The following is a 19,120-nucleotide window of genomic DNA, read 5'->3' as shown; positions in this document are numbered from 1 at the left end:
TTGTGGGAAATTTCACATATAAAACAAGGACGCCTCTCATTCTGTCGCTCAGGCTTTCCCCTTACACTACCACCGGCCCCAAAACCGGGTAGTGAATACACATAATGGAGGATCATCTTCAACGTAATAATCGCTTATTTTGTTGAATGATAAAGATCGCCGTTTACAAAAAAATATACCCTAAATAATTCGAGTTGCCGTCAACACACATGCAGCTTGAAGAATGATGGGGAGAAACATCATAAATTTAAGTGGGAATCTCATGGGAAAAACACTAATAGCGTTGGCGCTACTCACCCTACCGAGCATAGCGTTAGCTGCGACTTCAAATAACACTATCAAGTTTCAGGGAGAAGTTGCCGAACAAACTTGTATGGTTGATATCAATGGCACAGCCAACACCCCCGTTGTTCTGTTACCAACCGTCTCGACCAGTAACTTGAATCAAGTTAACTCAATCGCCGGTAAAACTAATTTCACTATCAACCTTACTGGCTGCAACATCGCCATACAAGACACCAAAATTAGTTCCGTTTTTCAAGGGATGAATGTCACACCCGCAGGTAATTTGGGCAATGTTGGGACAGCAAAAAACGTCGCTATTCAGTTACTTGACACTAATGGCGCACCAATCCGTATGTCTGGAGGCAGTGTTTCAGTTCCTGGAATTACGCTGGTCACTGGCGCGACATCCGCATCACAGGATTTAGCTGCTCAATATATTACGGAAGAAGGTCGCGCGACTGCTGGGAGCGTTATCGCTTCAGCTCAATATGCGATCACCTACCCCTGACTATTCGTGAAATCCGAACGACTTCATGAATATGTTGGCCAACCGGTAACGGAGCCGATACAAACTAGAAAAAATAAGGATAAGTAAGCACTATGACACTGATTGCCCACAAAATTATCGCCTGCTCGTTGTTGCTGCTTAGCGGCGTACCCTTATGGACGCAAGCCAGTGTTGTCATGACAGGGACACGAATCATTTATCCTGAGGGTACACGGGAGAAAGTGTTACAGCTCAGTAATAAAGATAACCACCCCAATTTGGTCCAATTATGGATGGATGACGGAAATAATCAGTCTTCGCCATCAAAAAGTGATGTCCCTTTTGCATTGACGCCACAAATATTCCGTATGGAAGCACAAAGTGGGCAAGTAGTCCGTTTGTCATATATCGAGCATAATTTACCTAAAGATCGCGAATCGGTTTTCTATCTGAATTTCTTACAAATTCCCGCCTTAAAAAAAGAAAATACACAATCTGAGAACAAGCTTGTTTTGATCGTTAATAACCGGTTGAAAGTCTTTTATCGCCCAGCAGCATTAAAAGAAAATGTCGACACCTTAGGTGAAAAGATTCGTGTCAGTGTGGAAAGTACCAGCAGCGACAAAATCAAGATAGATAATCCCACAGCTTATTATATCAGCCTGCGCGATGCCAAACTGGTCAGTGATGGGAAAACTATTTCATTTGCTACCAATGAGATGTTTGCTCCTAACTCAACCACTGACCTGGCTTTTCCTTCTGGGGTGAAAGCCAAAAAAGGCGAATTGTTGACGCTGAACATGGTTAATGATTATGGCACCAGCATCTCCTACGACTACCATTTGTAATGCTGCTGTGATAATGACCCTGAACGCGCCTGACGACAGAGATAACCCGTGAGGTTTGCTCCTTGGCTATCCTATTTGCTCACACAGAGTCTGTTAGTCAGTCATTCCGTGTCAGCGGCAGATGAGAGCAAACAAGACGAATATGTGTTTGAAGATGCGCTATTGCGCGGCTCAACCCTCGGCTTGGGTTCCATCTCCCGCTTTAATAAAAAAGACAGTTATGAAGCAGGCAAATACCAGGTTGATATCTATATGAACAGCAAATTTGTTGATCGTATCGAGCTGATGTTTATCACCAAAGGTGATGCTGTTGTTCCCTGCTTATCAGTGTCACAACTGCTACAAGCTGGCGTTAATGAAAATGCGCTAGAAAATGCCAATCCGGAAGATAACTGCCTGGATTTTAAATCCCTGCTGCCAGCCAGTGACTATCACTTCGATTATGCCAAATTGCGTTTTGATTTATCGGTTCCGCAACTGTTTGTTAAGCATGTCCCGCGCGGCTATGTTGACCCCCGTAATCTTACGGCGGGAGAAACTATTGGTTTCAGCAATTACAACTTAAACCAATATCATGTGAGCTATAACAAAGAGGGAATTAAACGCAGCACCAATTCAAGCTATTTGAGTTTGAACAGTGGTATCAATGCTGGGATGTGGCGCTTTCGTCAGCAAGGTTCTTTGCGCTACGACGATATTCGTGGAGCAGGCTGGACATCTAACCGGTTGTACAGCCAACGCGCCCTGCCCACTATTGGCAGTGAAATAACCTTGGGTGAGACATTCAGCTCAGGCCAATTTTTCTCCAGTCTCGGGTTTAGCGGCATAGCCCTAAGCACGGATGACCGCATGTTGCCGGAGTCGCAACGGGGCTATGCTCCTGTTGTCAGAGGGATTGCCAGGACTAATGCAAAAGTCACGGTATATCAAAATAATCGGTCAATTTACCAAAGCACCGTTTCACCCGGCCCTTTTGAATTCAATGACTTATCTGCCACCAATTTTGGTGGCGACCTCACTGTTGAGATTCAGGAAGCCGATGGCAGTATCAGTACCTTCCAAGTGCCTTTCTCCTCTGTACCCGAATCATTACGCCCCGGATATTCCCGCTACAACTTTGCAGTCGGCCAGGTTCGTGATCTTGGTAGCCATGAGGTATTCAGCGAACTGACTTACCAACAGGGGGTCAGTAATGCTATTACGGCCAATACTGGGGTGCGCATAGCCTCTGGATATCAGGCCGTTATGCTGGGAGGCGTTTTCACTCACTATATTGGGGCCTTGGGGTTGGATGCGACCTATTCACATGCCAACCTCCCCGGTAATATCAATTCACCCGATAATAGCGATTCATCCCGCAATACAAAACAGAATGGCTGGATGGCGCGTGCTTCTTTCAGCCGTACCTTTGAAGCGACCAACACCACATTATCCGTCGCAGGCTACCGCTATTCCACTGAAGGTTATCGTGATTTAAGTGATGTTTTGGGCATACGGGCGGCAAGTCATGGCAAAGCATGGAGCTCAGGGACTTACCAACAGCGCAGCCGGGCTGAGATATCACTTAACCAGAATCTCAACAATTACGGTTCGCTGTATTTAACCGCCTCTTCGCAGGATTATCGTAATTCGCGCAAGCGGGATACCCAGTTGCAACTGGGTTATGCCAATACCCTATGGCGCAATACCAGCTTTAACCTTGCGGTTTCACAGCAAAAAACCGGTGGCGGCAACAATGAAATTTACTTTGTCGACCCCGGCAGCGGTATGCCAGCAGCCAACGGAGCGAATCAGCTCGCGACTAATGAGACTGTGGTGCAAATGTCCATTTCATTCCCATTAGGGGGCAGCCCACAAGCACCTTATATCTCCGCTGGAGCGGTTAACAGCCGGGTCAGTGGTGCGAGTTATCAAACCTCCCTCGCCGGCGTGATGGGTGACGATCAGTCTTCCAGTTACAGTATGGACTTCGCGCGCAGTGAACAAACCAAAGAAAACACCTTTAGTGGCAGTTTACAAAAACGTTTGCCAAGTACTAGCTTAAGCAGCAGTGCATCACGCAGCCCTGGTTATTGGCAAGGTTCCACCAGTGCGCGAGGTGCGGTGGCCTTCCACAGCGGCGGTGTCACGTTGGGGCCATATCTGAGTGATACTTTTGCGCTGATAGAGGCCAAAGGTGCCAGTGGGGCCAAAGTGATGTATGGACAAGGGGCGAAAATTGACCGTTTCGGTTATGCCTTGGTCCCAACCTTGACGCCGTATCGCTACAATACCATCACCCTCGATCCCGATGGGATGGATTTCAATACTGAACTTCAGGATGGCGAGCGGCAAATTGCTCCCTACGCGGGTTCAGCGGTGAAAGTTAAGTTCCGTACCCTCAGCGGATACCCCCTCTTAGTGACGGTCAAATTGTCTGATGGTAGCCAAGTGCCTATGGGGGCGGTGGTTTACAGCACCATAGGCACCGCTGATAACAAGGACGGCGATGCCCCTCAACATGTGGAGATCGGGATGGTAGGCCAAGCCAGTCAGGCCTATTTACGCGCTGAACATGCCAGTGGGACGCTGTTATTGGTATGGGGAGATGCCGTCAATGAAAGTTGCCTGTTAGATTACGATTTAGGCACGCCGAACAATGATAAACAGCTGTATAAACTCGATGCCTTGTGTGTCGTTACCCAGCATTGAAGCAGAGAAACAGTATGAATCCTATGATACGCCACCGCACTCATCTCTACCGAGATAAGCCCCTTTTCTCTCGTCGCTTGCGATTATTTTTCTCACTCGTTTTATTGAGTTTCGCGATGCCCGGCTATGCTCAATGCGTCTGGAAAGGTGCCAATATCGGCGGCGATAACTACGGCGCTTCATTGCAACTCGGCAGCGTCAATATAACCAGCAATTACATTCAACCCGTTGATTCAATTTTGGCTTCCAGCATCATCAGCCTAGTCCCTGCCCGCTTCTGGTCAGACCCTGAAGCTGTTATCTATGAGTGTGATGTGGCCGATAAAGACAGTTTATTTGAAGTGTTTGCCACTAATGGCGACAGCAATGTCGGTGGCTACACCAATATGGGCGACAACTATTTTCAGACCTTTTTCCCTTATACCGCATTAAAACTGATTCACGTCGAGAGTGGCATCGAGTTCAACCGAATCTGGCAGCAAGTCCCGCTAAAAAAATACGATGTAGTGGGTAATAAAATTCAGATTAAAGGCAAGCATTTCAGTCAAATACGTGCAGAGTTGAAAAAGGTGGGTTCGGTGGATCGCACTCCAGGCCCTTCCAGTTGGGGGTGCCCTGGACCTGCGGCAGACAACTATTCCGGCAGCTACACCTGTAATCAGCCTAATGGTTATGTGGTATTCAAAGGCCCCGGCATGCCAGTGCCGGAAACCGGATATGATTCAGCGACTAATTATCAGACTTGGGGAACAGGTCGCTATATGGCATTTGGTATGAATACCTCGCCGGTTTCTATCCTGACACGTAAAAATACCTGTGTGGTGCGCAATGTTACGCCTTATGTGGTTTTCCCCATTATCACCGTCAATGAACTCAATGATAATCAAACACGTAGCACAGAAATCACCGTCGATATCGAATGCCAATCCGGCACAGAATCGGGTATTAATCGTGGACAAACAGCGCTGGGTATCCAAACATCATTACCGGGGTATTTGATAGCGCAAGGGTTAGGGTTGGTCAATTCTGCTGGCGGGGTCAGTTACTTACTCTCCGATCATTATGGCACTGATAGCCGTATTGCCACTGGCGTTGGGATCAGTCTCAGTGACAGCAACGGAAATGCCATGAATTTTGTCGGCTGGGGCGGGTGTATCAGCAATTGTGCCGCCACGACCAGTGCCGGTTGGTACCCGATTCTCACAGGAGCCAGTGCCAATGGCAGTAACGCTGCGGGATTCAACAATTATCTACATCACTTTACCGCGACATTAAAAAAACTGCCTAACGGCACTCCGACAGCCGGTAAAGTGGATGCCACCGCCTATGTTTTGGTGAAAATACAATGAGATACTTTTGTCTATTTTTGCTTATATTCAGTGTTAATCAACCGGCTATCGCGGGCCTGGTTGCAGCCTCAACCCGAGTCATTTATCAGCCAGAGTCACGCGAACGCACGCTGATGCTGGCGAATACCAATGATTACCCAGTCGTGGTACAAACTTGGATAGATGATGGGGATGTGGACAGCACACCAGATCAAGCTAAAGCGCCCTTTATGGTGTTACCTGCGGTATTTAAAATGCAGCCCGGAGCCGCACAAGGGCTGCGAATCATTAATAAAGGTGACAATCTGCCCACGGATCGGGAATCCGTGTACTGGCTTAATTTGTATGAAATCCCACCAAAATCAAACCGCAATGCTGAGGCTTATGCTCAAGTGGCGATAGCAATGAACACCCAGATGAAGATTTTCTATCGTCCCAATGGATTAACACCTAAACCCGATGAAGCAATGAAAAAGGTCAGTTTTACCCTGCAAAAACAAAATCAAAAATATGCTCTCACTGCTCATAACCCCACGCCATATCACGTTTCATTCGGTCAGATTCAGCTAAAAGACCGCCAGAAAAGCCATATCATCGCGCAGGAGATGAACATGATGATGACTCCATTCACCCTGCGGCAATATCAATTTGAGCATCCCCCCACATCACTCAGCGGTGAACTCACCTTGGACTATATATATTTTGATGATGCTGGTAACCAAGTAAAAAACAGTCAGTTAGTAAAAGTGACACCGTAACACTGACCAATGAATCTGAATCAAAATTCAATAAAAGACTAGAAAATGCACAAGTTTGCTGAAAAACAAGCCAATAAGCTCATTCTCTCAGCAAACGCGCATTTTTAATGTTTTTCTACTTTGACAAACGGCACCACCCCCGCTATTATTCGCCTCGTTCACACGATTCCTCTGTAGTTCAGTCGGTAGAACGGCGGACTGTTAATCCGTATGTCACTGGTTCGAGTCCAGTCAGAGGAGCCAAATTTTAGCGCCCTGGAATTCTTTTGAATTCCGGGGCGTTTTCTATTTCAGCGCTCAATACCGTCACGACAACACCGCACGATCAAATTGCCAACATGCTGGCACGCGCGACTGCTGGGGATGAATTTCTTGATGCGGCTAAAAAAGCTTTATGGGGTGAAAAAATAGCATGTTAGCCACCAATAAATGCTCAACAGCCCCGCCCTACTGAACTCACCAGCAGAGAAAGGCCATCGAGGATAATGCTCATATTACTGATTCAAGGCTTTTTTGGCATCCAACGCCTTGTGGATAGCGGCTTCCAATTCGTTAGCTTCGAATTTCGCTACATAGGCATCGGCCCCTACTTTGCGGACATGGTCTTCATTCGCGCTGCCCGATAACGAAGAATGGATAATGACCGGGATATTCTTCAGGAACTCATCCCGTTTGATATTCAACGTCAGTGTAAAGCCATCCATCTCCGGCATTTCTAAATCGGTTAGCACAAATGAGATTTTATCCGAAATTGGGCGGCCTTCGGCCCTTGCCTCTTCCGCTATCTTCTTGATTTTATTCCACGCTTCCAGGCCGGTGATATGCATTTCTGCGGGAATATCCATCATTTTTAGCGCCTGTTCCAGCATGGAGCGGGCGACTTTAGAATCTTCAGCAACTATGGCCACCGCGCCCGGTTTCAAATCGAAAGTTTTGGTCTTCTCGCTATCAATTTGAACATTGCGGTTGGCCGGAATAATGTCATATAAAATCTGTTCAACATCTAATACCAGCGCCAGCCGGTTACTGGCTTTATCATTGTCGAGACGCGCGATGCTGGTGATATTGCGGCTGTTGACCCCCGCGTCGGCCGCCAGCACCTGGCTCCATTCCAAGCGGACAATATCATCAACAGATTCCACCGCAAATGCCTGGGTACTGCGGGCATATTCCGTCACCAGTAAAATGTTCAACCCAGTTTTGGGTACACAGCCGACGATAGCCGGGAGGTCAATCACAGGAATGATTTCCCCACGAATATTCGCCATGCCCATCATGGGTGAAGCCATACCCGCCGCTTTGGTTAAGCTTGGCATCGGGACTATTTCACGTAATTTGAATACGTTAATACCGTACAGTTCAGACTGTTGTTCCTCCTGAGATTCCCCCAAACGAAACAGTAACAACTCAAATCTGTTAGAGGAGGTGAGATTCGTTCTCTCTTCAATCTCTTTTTGAAAATTATCCATACTTTCCCCGGTACCTTTTTTCTAAGATAGAGAAACTTGTCTCTCTATTATTATCGGCAATGGGTAGAAAATGCTTAATCATTCGACTGATGAAACCGAGAAAACTTTTCAATCCGCGCGCTAAACTGCTACTGACCCGCAAACACTCTTTCACTAAGAAAATCGATAAATACCCGTAACTTAGGCGTGATATAACGCCCGGAGGGCCACACGACATGCAAGCTGACGGTGCGTTTCATATAGCCGTTCAGCAAGGTGCGCAACTTACCTTCCGCCAGTGTATTTCCCATAGAAAAGTCCGGCAGGCAAGCAATCCCCAAGCCGCGCAGAGCAAAACACATTCTGGTTTCAATGTTATTGCACACCATCGAAATGGGGATTTGCAAATCCGGCTCATTGGGCAACGGCCAGGTTTCCAATTTGCCACTGTTGGGATAGCGGTAGTGCAGGCAGATATGGTTAGCCAGCTCACTCGGGTGCATCGGCTCCCCATACTGTTCCAGATAGGCGGGTGAAGCCACTAGCAGCACGTTGGACTGCCCCAACTTACGGGCAGATAGACGGGAATCTGTCAGTTCACCGGTGCGGATCACCGCATCAAACCCCTCTTCGACTACATCAACAATCCGGTCACTGAAATCCAGATCCAGTGCAATATCGGGATAAGCCAACATAAAATCAGCCAATACCGGCAACAGCAAGGTGCTTACCAAGGGAAAACTGACCCGCAATTTACCGCGTGGCTTATCAGCTAATTGCGACATTTCCAGCTCAGCGGCCTCGACCTCGGCTAAAATTCGCCGACTGCGCTCAAGAAAAAGTGCGCCTTCAGAAGTCAGTGCAATACTGCGAGTGCTGCGGTGAAACAGCCTTACCCCCAACCGAGCTTCAAGCCGGGCAATACTTTTACCGACCGCTGAAGCAGAAACGCCCAAGACACGCCCTGCCACCACAAAGCTGCGGGTCTCGGCCACTTGGACAAACACCGCCAGACTGCTCAAGTTATCCATCACATCTCCTATTGCGGACATTCTTGTCCTTTAACACTGGAAATCTACCCCACTTTATCCGGATTGCGTAGCTATCTATTGTTAGATTGCAATCCAGAGTTAAGTCATCATTCATTCAGATTAAGGAATTACTATGTTTGCCAATTCGTTAGCGCCAACACAGCCAGAACTGCTGGCAATCAGAATTAATGCCGTGATTGACAAGGCGCTCGCCGAACAGCGCTTGGTCGGTGCTGTGGTCATGGTGGCGCTTAATGGCGAAACCCATTTCAACCGAGCAGCGGGTTGGGCGAACCGCGAAAACGAACATCCCATGGCGACCAACACTCTGTTTCGATTCGCGTCCATCAGCAAACCGATTGTTTCCACCGCCGCCATGGTGTTAGTCGCACAAGGTAAACTCGACCTTGATGGCGATATTCGCCGCTGGTTACCTGACTTTCAACCACGACTGGCTGACGGGGAATTACCCCAAATTACGGTGCGCCAATTACTCAGCCATACCGCCGGTTTGGGCTATCGTTTTGTTGAAGCGGATGAAAATGGGCCTTATGCGCGCGCGGGCATCTCCGATGGCATGGACCAATCAACCATCACACTGAGTGAAAATTTACGTCGATTGGCGCAGGTGCCGCTGTATTATGCGCCGGGAACCGCATGGGCTTATTCATTGGCAATTGATGTTTTAGGCGCAGTGATTGAGCAAGTTTATGGTCAGCCATTAGATAAAGCCGTGCGGGCGTTGGTCACCGGGCCGCTACAGATGGATGATACTGACTTTTTTGCCCATGATGTCAGCTGGTTAGCGACACCTTATGTCAATGACATTCCTGCGCCCCACCCCTTGCAGGAAGGGGAAATTGCCGTGGTGTTTCCAGATACCGTAGGTATTGAATTTTCCCCTGCTCGCGCGCTCAATCGCGATGCTTTTCCTTCTGGCGGTGCCGGGATGGTGGGCAGTGCCAGCGATCTATTGCGCCTGTTGGAAACCCTGCGTCAGGGCGGTTCGCCCTTACTTCCGGCTGAATGGGTTGATGAGATGGGCCAGGATCAAACTCGCGGTATGACCTTACCGGATTCCCCCGGATTGGGCTTTGGCTTAGGTTTTTCCGTCCTGCGCTCGCCACTCGAGGCCAACTCCCCCGAGTCCGTCGGTACATGGAGCTGGGGCGGCGCGTATGGCCACTCATGGTTTGTTGATAAGATTCAAGGAATAAGCGTCGTCGCTTTGACCAATACTCTCTACGAAGGGATGTCCGGACAGTTTGTTAACGACCTGCGTGATGCTGTCTATGGTGTTGGAGAGCATGGTGTTGGAGGCCAATAATGAAAACAGCACCCTTTCCTCTCGCGGCCTTATTGGCACTGGCGATGACCGGCTTTATTGCCATCATGACCGAGACATTGCCCGCCGGATTATTGCCACAAATCAGCCAGGAATTGGGCGTTTCACAAGCATTGGCGGGCCAATGGGTCACTCTTTATGCTCTGGGTTCGTTAGTGGCGGCCATCCCATTGATTGCGCTGACCCGCAGTTGGGGGCGGCGTAAAGCCTTACTCAGCGCTATTGTCGGGTTTTTCTTATTCAATACACTGACGACTATTTCGCCGTGGTTCAGCTTAACCTTGCTGGCCCGGTTTATGGCCGGTGCCGCGGCAGGACTGGCCTGGGGACTGATTGCCGGTTACGCTCGCCGCATGGTGCAACCTCATCAACAAGGGCGCGCAATGGCGGTTGCCATGACCGGCACACCGCTGGCATTGGCGCTGGGTGTGCCGTTGGGAGCCTGGTTGGGCACAGTCCTCAGTTGGCGCAGCGCATTCGCCATTATGTCAGGATTAACTTTGCTGCTGATTGCCTGGGTTATCGTGAAAGTACCTGATTATCCGGGGCAATCGGCCAAACAGCAGCAACCCGTGCGCAAAGTCTTCATCACCCCCGGCGTGCGCCCCGTTTTGTCGGTTATCGTCCTGTGGATGCTGGCTCACAATATTCTTTATACCTATATTGCGCCTTTTATCGCTCCCGCAGGGTTAGGAAATCAGGTCGATAAAGTGCTGTTAGTCTTTGGGATCAGTGCGCTGGCGGGAATTTGGCTGACCGGGTTAGTGGTGGATCGCTGGTTGCGTGGCGCGGTATTACTGAGCATTGGCACCTTTGTTTTGGCGGCATTGATATTGGCTATTGAAGGAGGAACGCCCGCCGCTATTTACGGCAGCATGGTGTTGTGGGGGCTGAGTTTTGGCGGCGCACCCACCTTATTGCAAACTGCGTCGGCGGACGCCGCAGGGCAAGATGCTGATGTGGCGCAGTCAATGATTGTGGTGGCGTGGAATCTGGCGATTGCGGGCGGTGGGATAGTCGGTGGCTTGCTGCTACAAAGCGCCGGTGCAGCCAGTTTCCCATGGGCGGTGCTAGGGTTATTATTCCTGGGGTTAATTATTGTGTGGCAAGCTCAGCAATACGGCTTCAAGCCGGGCATTCGTAGCGCAATGCGCGCTGCAAAATGTTGAAGTGATAAGTCTATACCCTAAATAATTCGCGTTGCAGGAAGGCGGCAAGCGAATGGGAGCAGCTAACACACATGCGGCTTGAAGTATAACGGGTATAAAACACCCACTATTCGGTGGGTGTTTTAAATAGAATTAATTGGCGTAGATAATTTTATCGGAATAAAGTGCTTCAATTGCTTGCTTATGCATATTTTTCTTTTTGTCGGTGACAATAATATCAATATCGTTGATATCACTTATTTTCATTAACCCGCTTTGACCAAACTTACTGGTATCACATAAAATCACTTTCTGTCGGCCCATTGCCAGCATTTTCTTAGCTATACGCCCTTCATCCAGATTTTTCACCATCACACCAAAGTCACTGTCTATTCCGCCCACCCCAACAAAGGTGAAATCAGTATGAATGTCATTCATTTGTTCAATTGTCTGAATACCTAAATTCGCTTTATAAGTATGATTATATTCGCCGCCTAAGACATGCACGGCAGCCATATTATTTTTACTTTTTATTTGATCGGCAATTAAGGATGAATTGGTAAAAACGGTGAATTTTACTAATGGTAAGAATGAAGCGAAAATAAGTGTGGTAGTACACGAATCAATAAATAAGCTATCGTTTTCAGTCACCAGTGAGGCGGCATATTGGCCAATTAACATTTTTTCCTGGCGATTTAAATCCATTCTTTGGGCAAAACTGCCCTCTTGTATATTCTGAACCTTTATCGCACCGCCGTGGACTTTAGTCACTTCGCCACTCTTTTCCAAATAGGAAAGATCTCTGCGGATCGTTTCAGACGTCACACCCAATTCCTCGGACAAACCAATAACAGAAACCTCACCAAGACTATCCAGCTTTTCCAAAATAAACTGTTTACGTTTGATCTGATTCATAAGAATAAAGGCCCGAAGCTGTGCAATATATTTCGTGTCATTCTACGCAATAATTTCATGAAAAAAAAGGCGATTCAGTCACAGTGGCCAGAGTTGATTAATGGCAAAAGCAACCCCGTGCTGGTTATTATCCTGACTGACTCTATCTGCGCAAGATTTGACAAAATCACTGGCATTGCCCATGGCCACGCCGACAGCAGAAAACTGAAACATACTGACATCATTCTCCTGATCGCCAATACTGACCACAAATTTTGAGCTAATATTTAAGTGCTGAGATAAGTAATGCAATGCTTCACCCTTAGTGATGCCCTGTTTCATTATTTCATAATAATGGTGACTGGTTTTACTGAGTGAATATTGGTGGTGAAAATCTTCATCTATTTTATCGGCAACACTATTAATAAAATCAGCCGAACCGACAATAGAGATTTTAACAATATCATCTCGCTGAGTAATATCCTTAGGTTCAATAGACACCAATTTCATAGCAAAGAGTTGAGATTCATAGCGCGTGTAATCACTGACATTCGCTGAGCTGGATATAATATTATCGCGGGTAAAAAAATGATGTGGGAATTCATTTTCTGCCAGCATGGTTATTGCATTTTGCACCGCCCCGCAGCTCAACGGTGTAAAACAAATATCTTTCCTCTCAACTGCGTCATATATCCATGCGCCATTAAACGAAATAAAGTAGCGAATCAGAGGTTCTAACTCAGTATTATGAATAACAGCTGCGATAGCCTTAACCGGCCGGGCTGAACATAAAACCACCGTGCCCTGATGATGAATAACATGCTTTATTGCACGGATATTCTCAGCTGATATTTGGTTTTCCTGATTGAGTAAAGTGCCATCAAGATCAAGAGCCAATAACCTATACATATTTTAACTCCAATAAAAAGGGAGAAAATATTATTGCTAATACATTCTCCCACCTGGCTAATATCCTACCATCAGTGAGTAATAAACTGCGTTACCACATTTTTGGCCGCATTGCAGACCACATTATCAATCGCGGTACCCACCACCAGAATATTAACGCCGGTATCTTTAAATGCTTTGGCATTTTCCAAGTTAATACCGCCCTCGGCTAACGTCGGGACAGAAACCGCGCCGACCAATGCCAACAGGCGCTGTTTGATAACATCAGGAATATCGCCAGCGCCAACACCTTCATAGCTCATGCCGGTCATTAAACCAATCATATCAACACCTAATTCCTCCATCTTTTTCGCCACTTCAGCAACATCCGCCGGGGTTTCAGCCGCAATACCGAAGGTATGCAAATCACTCGGGTGACCAATATAAGCATCCACTGTCAGGCCATATTTATGGGCTAAATCGACCAATTCTTTTAAATCTTCAAAACTGGATTTATGGGTATGTAAACCATCAGCACCAGATTGAGCTATCAATAAAATATCCTGCTCAGTCACCGGAGTGGGCACTGTTTCAGTAAAGCCTCCGGCAATTCCGACAGTAATGAAAATATCGTCCGCCACCACATTGCGCACCCCCTGCACCGCTTCCGCCATTTGCCCGATAGTTATTTCATGGCGGATACGCTCGGCAGCATGCATATTCGTCACACCATTATGGCCACGCGCCAATGCTAATGCCGGGTGATTCGGTTCTAATAATTTAACACCTGAATCGCATACTGCTTTCGCTAAGCGAGCATCATCTCCGGTTATTCCGGTACTCAGAATAGTTTGACCGCCATGTAACGCAATTGCGTTGCGTACTTTATCCATAGCGACGGAACGTTTTTTACTCATATCAGCGTTGAACATATTTACCTCTACTTGATTTATATAAAACTGCTTTTTTAATTGTTAACTTTTAGCCGAAATCCCTGGTGTTGGTGATTCGGGTACAGCCTTTTTAATTGCTACAAATTTATTAGCTAACAGAGTGATAACGCAGGTCAACACCAGTGTTACCGTCATAACTATCGCCATATAAAAAGCGTTATTTGATAAGAATGGTGAGGCGAAAGCAGGGACATAAGCCACACCTTTAATATTTAAGAATCCCAGTAACATTCCGCCGACACCGGCTGAGAATATCGCGCCAGCGAAGACGACTTTATTAGAGAACATAAACGGATAAGCTGATTCGACGAACGTCCCGAAACCCAAGTTAATTAATAATCCTGGGGCGGCAACCGCAGCTTCACTTTTTTCTCGTGGTGCAATGACGTTTGCCAGGTTAATACCGGCCGCAACCATCACCAGCCCGACCATATCCACGGCACCAAGGAAACTGACACCGGATTTTTCCATTTCCAGCAAGACCAGTGGCAATATTACTGCGTGATAAACTCCCCCCAGAATAGCCGGCCAAATAACCAAACCTGCCAGTAATCCCGCTAAAATTGGGCTGAAAGCCAGGGTGGCTTCGATAGCTAATTTAATATAGTCGCCCGCAGCTAAGGCCAGTGGGCTAAGCAGGTAATACATCACCAAACCGGAGAATAAACCGGACAAACCGCCCGCCACAATGTTGGTAGTGGTCATTGGGAATTGCCATTTCAGACACAGCCCGAACAGATAGCGCACCATAATACCCGCGCCGATCCCGCCCAGAATACCGCCAATTAACCCGCCTTCAACTGATAGCACACCGGCAACCACACCCGCCACAATCGACACTTCATCTAGCTCGGAAACCTGTTTGGCCGCAATAACCGCGACAATCACCGGCAGTCCCTTGAGCAACAATTCAAAGATAGCATTCAGTGATTGCAGCCCTGGGATATGGCTGAGCGCCAACACAATAGCCATGGCGATAAAACCGGGTAAAGCCGGGATCATGATGCTGCGAATATTGATTCTTTTTAACAGACTTTTATCGCTACCCGGCATATTGGCATCGGCGCTGCCCAATACTGGGGTATATTTTATCTGCCAGTATTTGCACAAAGAGGCAGTAAAAGAGATGGCCCGGGTACGGCTATTGGTGCCAGTGGTGCCGGAGGTGGCAATCACATTGGCACCTTTGGAAGTGATAATCGCCATTGAGGTGCCGCCAGTGCCGACAATTGGGATTTTCTTTTCTATCGCCGCCAGAATAGCTTCTTTATTACTGCGATCAGGATCAGCACTCATAATGATGATGCCGTCGATAGCACCAGCTCGGATTTGGGCCGCAATGGCTGCATCCGAGGATTTTACCGCGTCATTCACCTCTGACAATTTTCCCTGAAAGCTAATCTGAGGTTTATCGCTGTCCTCTGCGGTAATTGAATACACAGCAGCGGCGGTGGTCGGTTTTGCCACATCCATTGATTCTTCCGCTGCAATAAATTGCACCGCACTGACACCTAACCCCACAGAGTGAAGTTGAGTATAGATTTCTTGTAGAAGTCTTTCGGGGTATGCACCACCGAGATTGAACAGATTTCCCCCGCTGCTTCCGAGTATTGCTACATTTTTCATGTCGGGCCTCAAAAGATAAGAAATGTTATAAAGTGTTATTATGTTTTTAACTGCAATTCACAATCACAGAAATAACAATTCAAAGCAACATTAAACAACATAACATCACTTATTAGCCCCATTAACCTAATAGCTATTAACTTCATCAAGAAAGTAAAACTCTCAACAATTTAAACCAATATTCTTTAAAATTAAGATAGGTCAACATTAAAAGCCACAAAGTTGCTTTTTGTTGTTTTATTTTGTTTTGTTGTTTTCGTGATGAAGTTCAAATATTAGTGACGATCGTCACTTAAAGAGGGAAATCAAACAGAAGAATGCAGAGTGGTTTATTGCAGACATAATCGATAGCGGCTAATAAGCCGCCATGACTGCCATCATAATCAAGCCTTTGGCCGATAACGCCATAACCAACGGCCAGTGGACATGCGGCGATAAAACAACACGCCGCGCACTATCCAATCAAGGAACATCCCCATCCAAACGCCGGTAACACCAAACCCTAATGTCACCCCCAGAATATAACCAGCGACAATACGGCATCCCCACATTCCGGCGAGTGCCACCCACATGGTGTAACTGGCATCTTTCGCCCCTTTCAGCCCTGAGGGCAGCACCCAAGCCGCCGCCCAAATCGGCATAAATAGCGCATTAATCCAAATTAGGTGCTTAACGACCGCGATAACCCCCGGTTCATGGGTATATAACGACGCCAGAAATCCGGCACTGGGGATCGACAGCAGGGCAATAAAACACACCCCAAGAGTCGATAACCAAAAGATATGTTTGAGTTGACGAATAGGCTGCAAGATCTGCCCTTTCCCCAAGCGAGTCCCGATAATGATCGTCGAGGTATATCCCAGCGCATTACCCGGTAAGTTAATCAGCCCGACGATGGAAAACGCGATAAAGTTACCCGCTATCACTTCGGTGCCCATTCCAGCGACAAAACGCTGTGTAATTAGTTTGCCGATGTTAAACATCACCGACTCAACACTGGCAGGAATACCAATACTTAAAACCTCAAACATAATGGCTGAGGTAAAGGGCATAAAATAGGCTTTAAAGGGGATCCGCAGCGTATTATTTGCCCCGAAAATCAGCACTAACACCACCACCAAAGCGCCTAAGTAACGGGAAAGCGTGATGCCGATACCCGCCCCGACAAAGCCCAGTCCCGGCCAACGCCCCACGCCATAAATCAGCACGCTACTGATAGCAATATTGAGAATATTCATGGCGATATTGATAAACATCGGCAACCGCGTATTACCGGCACCGCGCAATGCGCCGCATCCCACCAGAGTTATCGCCATTGCCGGGTAATTCCACACCGTCAAATGCAGATAGGTCAGCGCCATCTTTTTGACTTCAGGATCAGCCTGACTGGCCATCAGATTGATAATGGTGTCTCCGGCAAAATGTACCAGCAGCACCAATAATAGCGAGATTAAGACCAGCAGAGAGATGGATTCGCGCGCTGCGGTTTGTGCCTGTTTGCGCTTACGTTGCCCCAAACTGAATGACACCACCACCGACGTACCAAGCGCTACAGAGGCAAAAAAAGCGGCGATGAGCATATTGAAGCTGTCGGCTAACCCGACTGCGGCCATGGCTTCTTTGCCCAACCAACTGACTAACAGAGTGCTAAACACCCCCATCAGCAGCACACACAGACCCTCAATAAACAGTGGGATCGCCAGCGGCGTTATCTCTCGCCAAAACAGCACTCGATAGGATTTCCGCTTTTTATACCATGCATTTTCGCAAAAGATTTTCAACTTAATATACTCGAATTATTTAAGGTATATACTCGATAAAAGTCGATATACACATTATAACAGAACAGTAAATTAATTTATATGAAACATCATTTCACAAAAACACCAATGAAATAGTTATGCAATAAAACACACATAAATATGCAAAATCTCTTTGACTCTACCCCTAGTTTTGCGATATCAATGTAGGCATTGAAACCTTTGCCAGACAGACCTAATTTATACAGGATTTAATTGATGACAACTATTCTCAAACACCTTCCTATTAATCAGCGTGTTGGTATTGCTTTTTCTGGTGGTTTGGATACCAGCGCGGCCCTATTATGGATGCAGAAAAAAGGGGCGATTCCTTACGCCTATACTGCCAATCTGGGCCAGCCTGATGAAGAAGATTACGAAGCTATTCCACGTAAAGCCATGGAGTACGGTGCAGAGAAAGCTCGCCTGATTGATTGCCGTAAACAACTGGTTGCTGAAGGGATTGCCGCTATTCAATGTGGCGCTTTCCACAATACCACCGCGGGTGTAACTTACTTTAACACCACCCCACTGGGCCGTGCTGTCACTGGCACCATGCTGGTTGCCGCCATGAAAGAAGATGGCGTGAATATCTGGGGTGATGGCAGCACTTATAAAGGTAACGATATAGAGCGTTTCTATCGTTACGGCCTGTTGACTAATGCTGAACTAAAAATTTATAAACCTTGGCTGGATACCGATTTTATCGATGAATTAGGTGGCCGCCATGAGATGTCCGAATTTATGATTCAATCCGGTTTCGACTACAAAATGTCGACCGAGAAAGCCTATTCCACTGACTCCAACATGTTGGGGGCGACTCACGAAGCCAAAGATCTGGAATACCTGAACTCTAGCGTCAAAATCGTTAATCCGATTATGGGCGTAAAATTCTGGGACGAAAATGTCGTGGTGAAAGCGGAAGAAGTGTCTGTCCGTTTTGAGCGCGGGTATCCGGTTGCGCTAAATGGTGTGGTGTTTGAAGACAGTGTAGAACTGATGATGGAAGCCAATCGTATTGGTGGGCGTCATGGTTTGGGGATGAGCGATCAGATTGAAAACCGTATTATCGAAGCTAAAAGCCGTGGTATTTACGAAGCCCCAGGAATGGCATTGCTGCACATTGCTTATGAGCGCCTGCTGACCGGTATTCATAACGAAGATACCATTGAGCAATACCATGCTAATGGCCGTGTTCTGGGCCGTTTGCTGTATCAAGGCCGTTGGTTTGATCCACAAGCGCTGATGCTGCGTGACTCGGCCCAGCGTTGGGTTGCCAGCGAAATCACCGGTGAAGTGACACTAGAACTGCGTCGTGGTAATGACTATTCCATCTTGAATACTGTGTCTGAAAATCTCACTTATCAGCCAGAGCGTTTGACCATGGAAAAAGGCGATTCTGTATTTTCACCAGATGACCGTATTGGTCAGTTGACTATGCGTAATCTGGATATCACTGATACCCGTAAGAAACTCTTTAGCTACGCCACCACTGGGTTATTATCTTCTTCAGCCGAGGTAGGTTTGCCACAGGTGGATAATAATAATTTGGGCGCGCGCGGGATTCAGGATAAGAACAAGTAACTCTTTT

The 19,120-nt window shown here is 47.2% G+C and carries 16 protein-coding genes and 1 tRNA gene; 10 read left to right on the top strand and 7 right to left on the bottom strand.

Features of this window, described 5'->3' with window-relative positions:
* Positions 1–262: 262 nt before the first annotated feature.
* The 7 genes from DXZ79_RS08115 (at position 263) to DXZ79_RS20800 (ending at position 6,816) form a co-directional block, all read left to right on the top strand.
* A complete protein-coding gene (locus DXZ79_RS08115; RefSeq protein ID WP_038639610.1) occupies positions 263–793 on the top strand; it encodes a fimbrial protein in 531 nt (176 codons plus the stop codon).
* 92 nt (positions 794–885) lie between these two features.
* Complete coding sequence (locus DXZ79_RS08110) at positions 886–1,620, top strand: fimbrial biogenesis chaperone (RefSeq protein WP_038634004.1); 735 nt, start codon at positions 886–888, stop codon at positions 1,618–1,620.
* A 48-nt stretch (positions 1,621–1,668) separates the two neighbouring features.
* Complete coding sequence (locus DXZ79_RS08105) at positions 1,669–4,311, top strand: fimbria/pilus outer membrane usher protein (RefSeq protein ID WP_038634006.1); 2,643 nt, start codon at positions 1,669–1,671, stop codon at positions 4,309–4,311.
* A gap of 14 nt (positions 4,312–4,325) precedes the next feature.
* The gene (locus DXZ79_RS08100; protein ID WP_038634009.1) at positions 4,326–5,660 is read left to right on the top strand and encodes a fimbrial protein; all 1,335 of its coding nucleotides are present in this window, start codon (positions 4,326–4,328) and stop codon (positions 5,658–5,660) included.
* Complete coding sequence (locus DXZ79_RS08095) at positions 5,657–6,397, top strand: fimbrial biogenesis chaperone (protein ID WP_120011198.1); 741 nt, start codon at positions 5,657–5,659, stop codon at positions 6,395–6,397. The genes DXZ79_RS08100 and DXZ79_RS08095 overlap by 4 nt, the downstream gene beginning before the upstream one ends.
* A 167-nt stretch (positions 6,398–6,564) precedes the next feature.
* A tRNA-Asn gene (locus DXZ79_RS08090) sits at positions 6,565–6,640 on the top strand.
* A 23-nt stretch (positions 6,641–6,663) separates the two neighbouring features.
* Positions 6,664–6,816 (top strand): hypothetical protein, encoded by a 153-nt coding sequence (locus tag DXZ79_RS20800; protein ID WP_155409525.1) that lies wholly within the window; start codon positions 6,664–6,666, stop codon positions 6,814–6,816.
* 75 nt (positions 6,817–6,891) lie between these two features.
* On the opposite strand, the gene DXZ79_RS08085 is transcribed toward DXZ79_RS20800, so the two are convergent.
* Positions 6,892–7,866 (bottom strand): chemotaxis protein, encoded by a 975-nt coding sequence (locus DXZ79_RS08085; protein WP_038634015.1) that lies wholly within the window; start codon positions 7,864–7,866, stop codon positions 6,892–6,894.
* A 128-nt stretch (positions 7,867–7,994) separates the two neighbouring features.
* The gene (locus DXZ79_RS08080; protein ID WP_038634018.1) at positions 7,995–8,876 is read right to left on the bottom strand and encodes a LysR family transcriptional regulator; all 882 of its coding nucleotides are present in this window, start codon (positions 8,874–8,876) and stop codon (positions 7,995–7,997) included.
* Between the two features lie 133 nt (positions 8,877–9,009).
* On the opposite strand from DXZ79_RS08080, the gene DXZ79_RS08075 reads away from it, so the two are divergent.
* Together DXZ79_RS08075 and DXZ79_RS08070 are read left to right on the top strand one after the other, a co-directional pair.
* Positions 9,010–10,203, top strand: a complete 1,194-nt coding sequence (locus tag DXZ79_RS08075; protein ID WP_050291663.1) for a serine hydrolase domain-containing protein — start codon at positions 9,010–9,012, stop codon at positions 10,201–10,203.
* A complete protein-coding gene (locus DXZ79_RS08070; RefSeq protein WP_038634023.1) occupies positions 10,203–11,390 on the top strand; it encodes an MFS transporter in 1,188 nt (395 codons plus the stop codon). The genes DXZ79_RS08075 and DXZ79_RS08070 overlap by 1 nt, the downstream gene beginning before the upstream one ends.
* A 132-nt stretch (positions 11,391–11,522) precedes the next feature.
* Here the strand turns inward: DXZ79_RS08070 and DXZ79_RS08065 are convergent, their stop codons facing one another.
* From DXZ79_RS08065 to DXZ79_RS08045, 5 genes are all read right to left on the bottom strand, one after another.
* A complete protein-coding gene (locus tag DXZ79_RS08065; protein WP_038634026.1) occupies positions 11,523–12,284 on the bottom strand; it encodes a DeoR/GlpR family DNA-binding transcription regulator in 762 nt (253 codons plus the stop codon).
* Positions 12,285–12,362: 78 nt separating this feature from the next.
* Positions 12,363–13,172, bottom strand: a complete 810-nt coding sequence (locus DXZ79_RS08060; protein WP_038634029.1) for a Cof-type HAD-IIB family hydrolase — start codon at positions 13,170–13,172, stop codon at positions 12,363–12,365.
* Positions 13,173–13,243: 71 nt separating this feature from the next.
* Positions 13,244–14,083 carry a beta/alpha barrel domain-containing protein gene (locus tag DXZ79_RS08055; protein ID WP_038634032.1) on the bottom strand — a complete coding sequence of 280 codons (840 nt, stop codon included), beginning with the start codon at positions 14,081–14,083 and terminating at the stop codon, positions 13,244–13,246.
* A 42-nt stretch (positions 14,084–14,125) separates the two neighbouring features.
* Entirely contained in the window at positions 14,126–15,730 is a 1,605-nt protein-coding gene (locus DXZ79_RS08050) for a PTS sugar transporter (RefSeq protein WP_038634034.1), read from the bottom strand.
* A 383-nt stretch (positions 15,731–16,113) separates the two neighbouring features.
* Complete coding sequence (locus DXZ79_RS08045; protein WP_050291662.1) at positions 16,114–17,511, bottom strand: EmmdR/YeeO family multidrug/toxin efflux MATE transporter; 1,398 nt, start codon at positions 17,509–17,511, stop codon at positions 16,114–16,116.
* Between the two features lie 237 nt (positions 17,512–17,748).
* Here DXZ79_RS08045 and argG point away from each other — a divergent pair, with 237 nt between their 5' ends.
* Positions 17,749–19,113 carry an argininosuccinate synthase gene (gene argG / locus DXZ79_RS08040; RefSeq protein ID WP_038634044.1) on the top strand — a complete coding sequence of 455 codons (1,365 nt, stop codon included), beginning with the start codon at positions 17,749–17,751 and terminating at the stop codon, positions 19,111–19,113.
* Positions 19,114–19,120 lie beyond the last annotated feature (7 nt).

Origin of the sequence: Yersinia rochesterensis (assembly GCF_003600645.1) — a bacterium.
GTDB classification, from domain to species: Bacteria; Pseudomonadota; Gammaproteobacteria; order Enterobacterales; family Enterobacteriaceae; genus Yersinia; species Yersinia rochesterensis.
This window is presented reverse-complemented; position numbering and strand designations above follow the sequence as displayed.

What these genes read in the sequence shown, in the direction of transcription:
- DXZ79_RS08110 (WP_038634004.1), top strand. Translation starts at nt 886, where the DNA reads ATGACACTGATTGCCCACAAAATTATCGCCTGCTCGTTGTTGCTGCTT.
- DXZ79_RS08070 (WP_038634023.1), top strand. Translation starts at nt 10,203, where the DNA reads ATGAAAACAGCACCCTTTCCTCTCGCGGCCTTATTGGCACTGGCGATG.
- DXZ79_RS08050 (WP_038634034.1), bottom strand. Translation starts at nt 15,730, where the DNA reads ATGAAAAATGTAGCAATACTCGGAAGCAGCGGGGGAAATCTGTTCAAT.
- DXZ79_RS08065 (WP_038634026.1), bottom strand. Translation starts at nt 12,284, where the DNA reads ATGAATCAGATCAAACGTAAACAGTTTATTTTGGAAAAGCTGGATAGT.
- DXZ79_RS08095 (WP_120011198.1), top strand. Translation starts at nt 5,657, where the DNA reads ATGAGATACTTTTGTCTATTTTTGCTTATATTCAGTGTTAATCAACCG.
- DXZ79_RS08085 (WP_038634015.1), bottom strand. Translation starts at nt 7,866, where the DNA reads ATGGATAATTTTCAAAAAGAGATTGAAGAGAGAACGAATCTCACCTCC.
- DXZ79_RS08115 (WP_038639610.1), top strand. Translation starts at nt 263, where the DNA reads ATGGGAAAAACACTAATAGCGTTGGCGCTACTCACCCTACCGAGCATA.
- DXZ79_RS08080 (WP_038634018.1), bottom strand. Translation starts at nt 8,876, where the DNA reads ATGGATAACTTGAGCAGTCTGGCGGTGTTTGTCCAAGTGGCCGAGACC.
- DXZ79_RS08075 (WP_050291663.1), top strand. Translation starts at nt 9,010, where the DNA reads ATGTTTGCCAATTCGTTAGCGCCAACACAGCCAGAACTGCTGGCAATC.
- argG (WP_038634044.1), top strand. Translation starts at nt 17,749, where the DNA reads ATGACAACTATTCTCAAACACCTTCCTATTAATCAGCGTGTTGGTATT.
- DXZ79_RS08100 (WP_038634009.1), top strand. Translation starts at nt 4,326, where the DNA reads ATGAATCCTATGATACGCCACCGCACTCATCTCTACCGAGATAAGCCC.
- DXZ79_RS08055 (WP_038634032.1), bottom strand. Translation starts at nt 14,083, where the DNA reads ATGTTCAACGCTGATATGAGTAAAAAACGTTCCGTCGCTATGGATAAA.
- DXZ79_RS08060 (WP_038634029.1), bottom strand. Translation starts at nt 13,172, where the DNA reads ATGTATAGGTTATTGGCTCTTGATCTTGATGGCACTTTACTCAATCAG.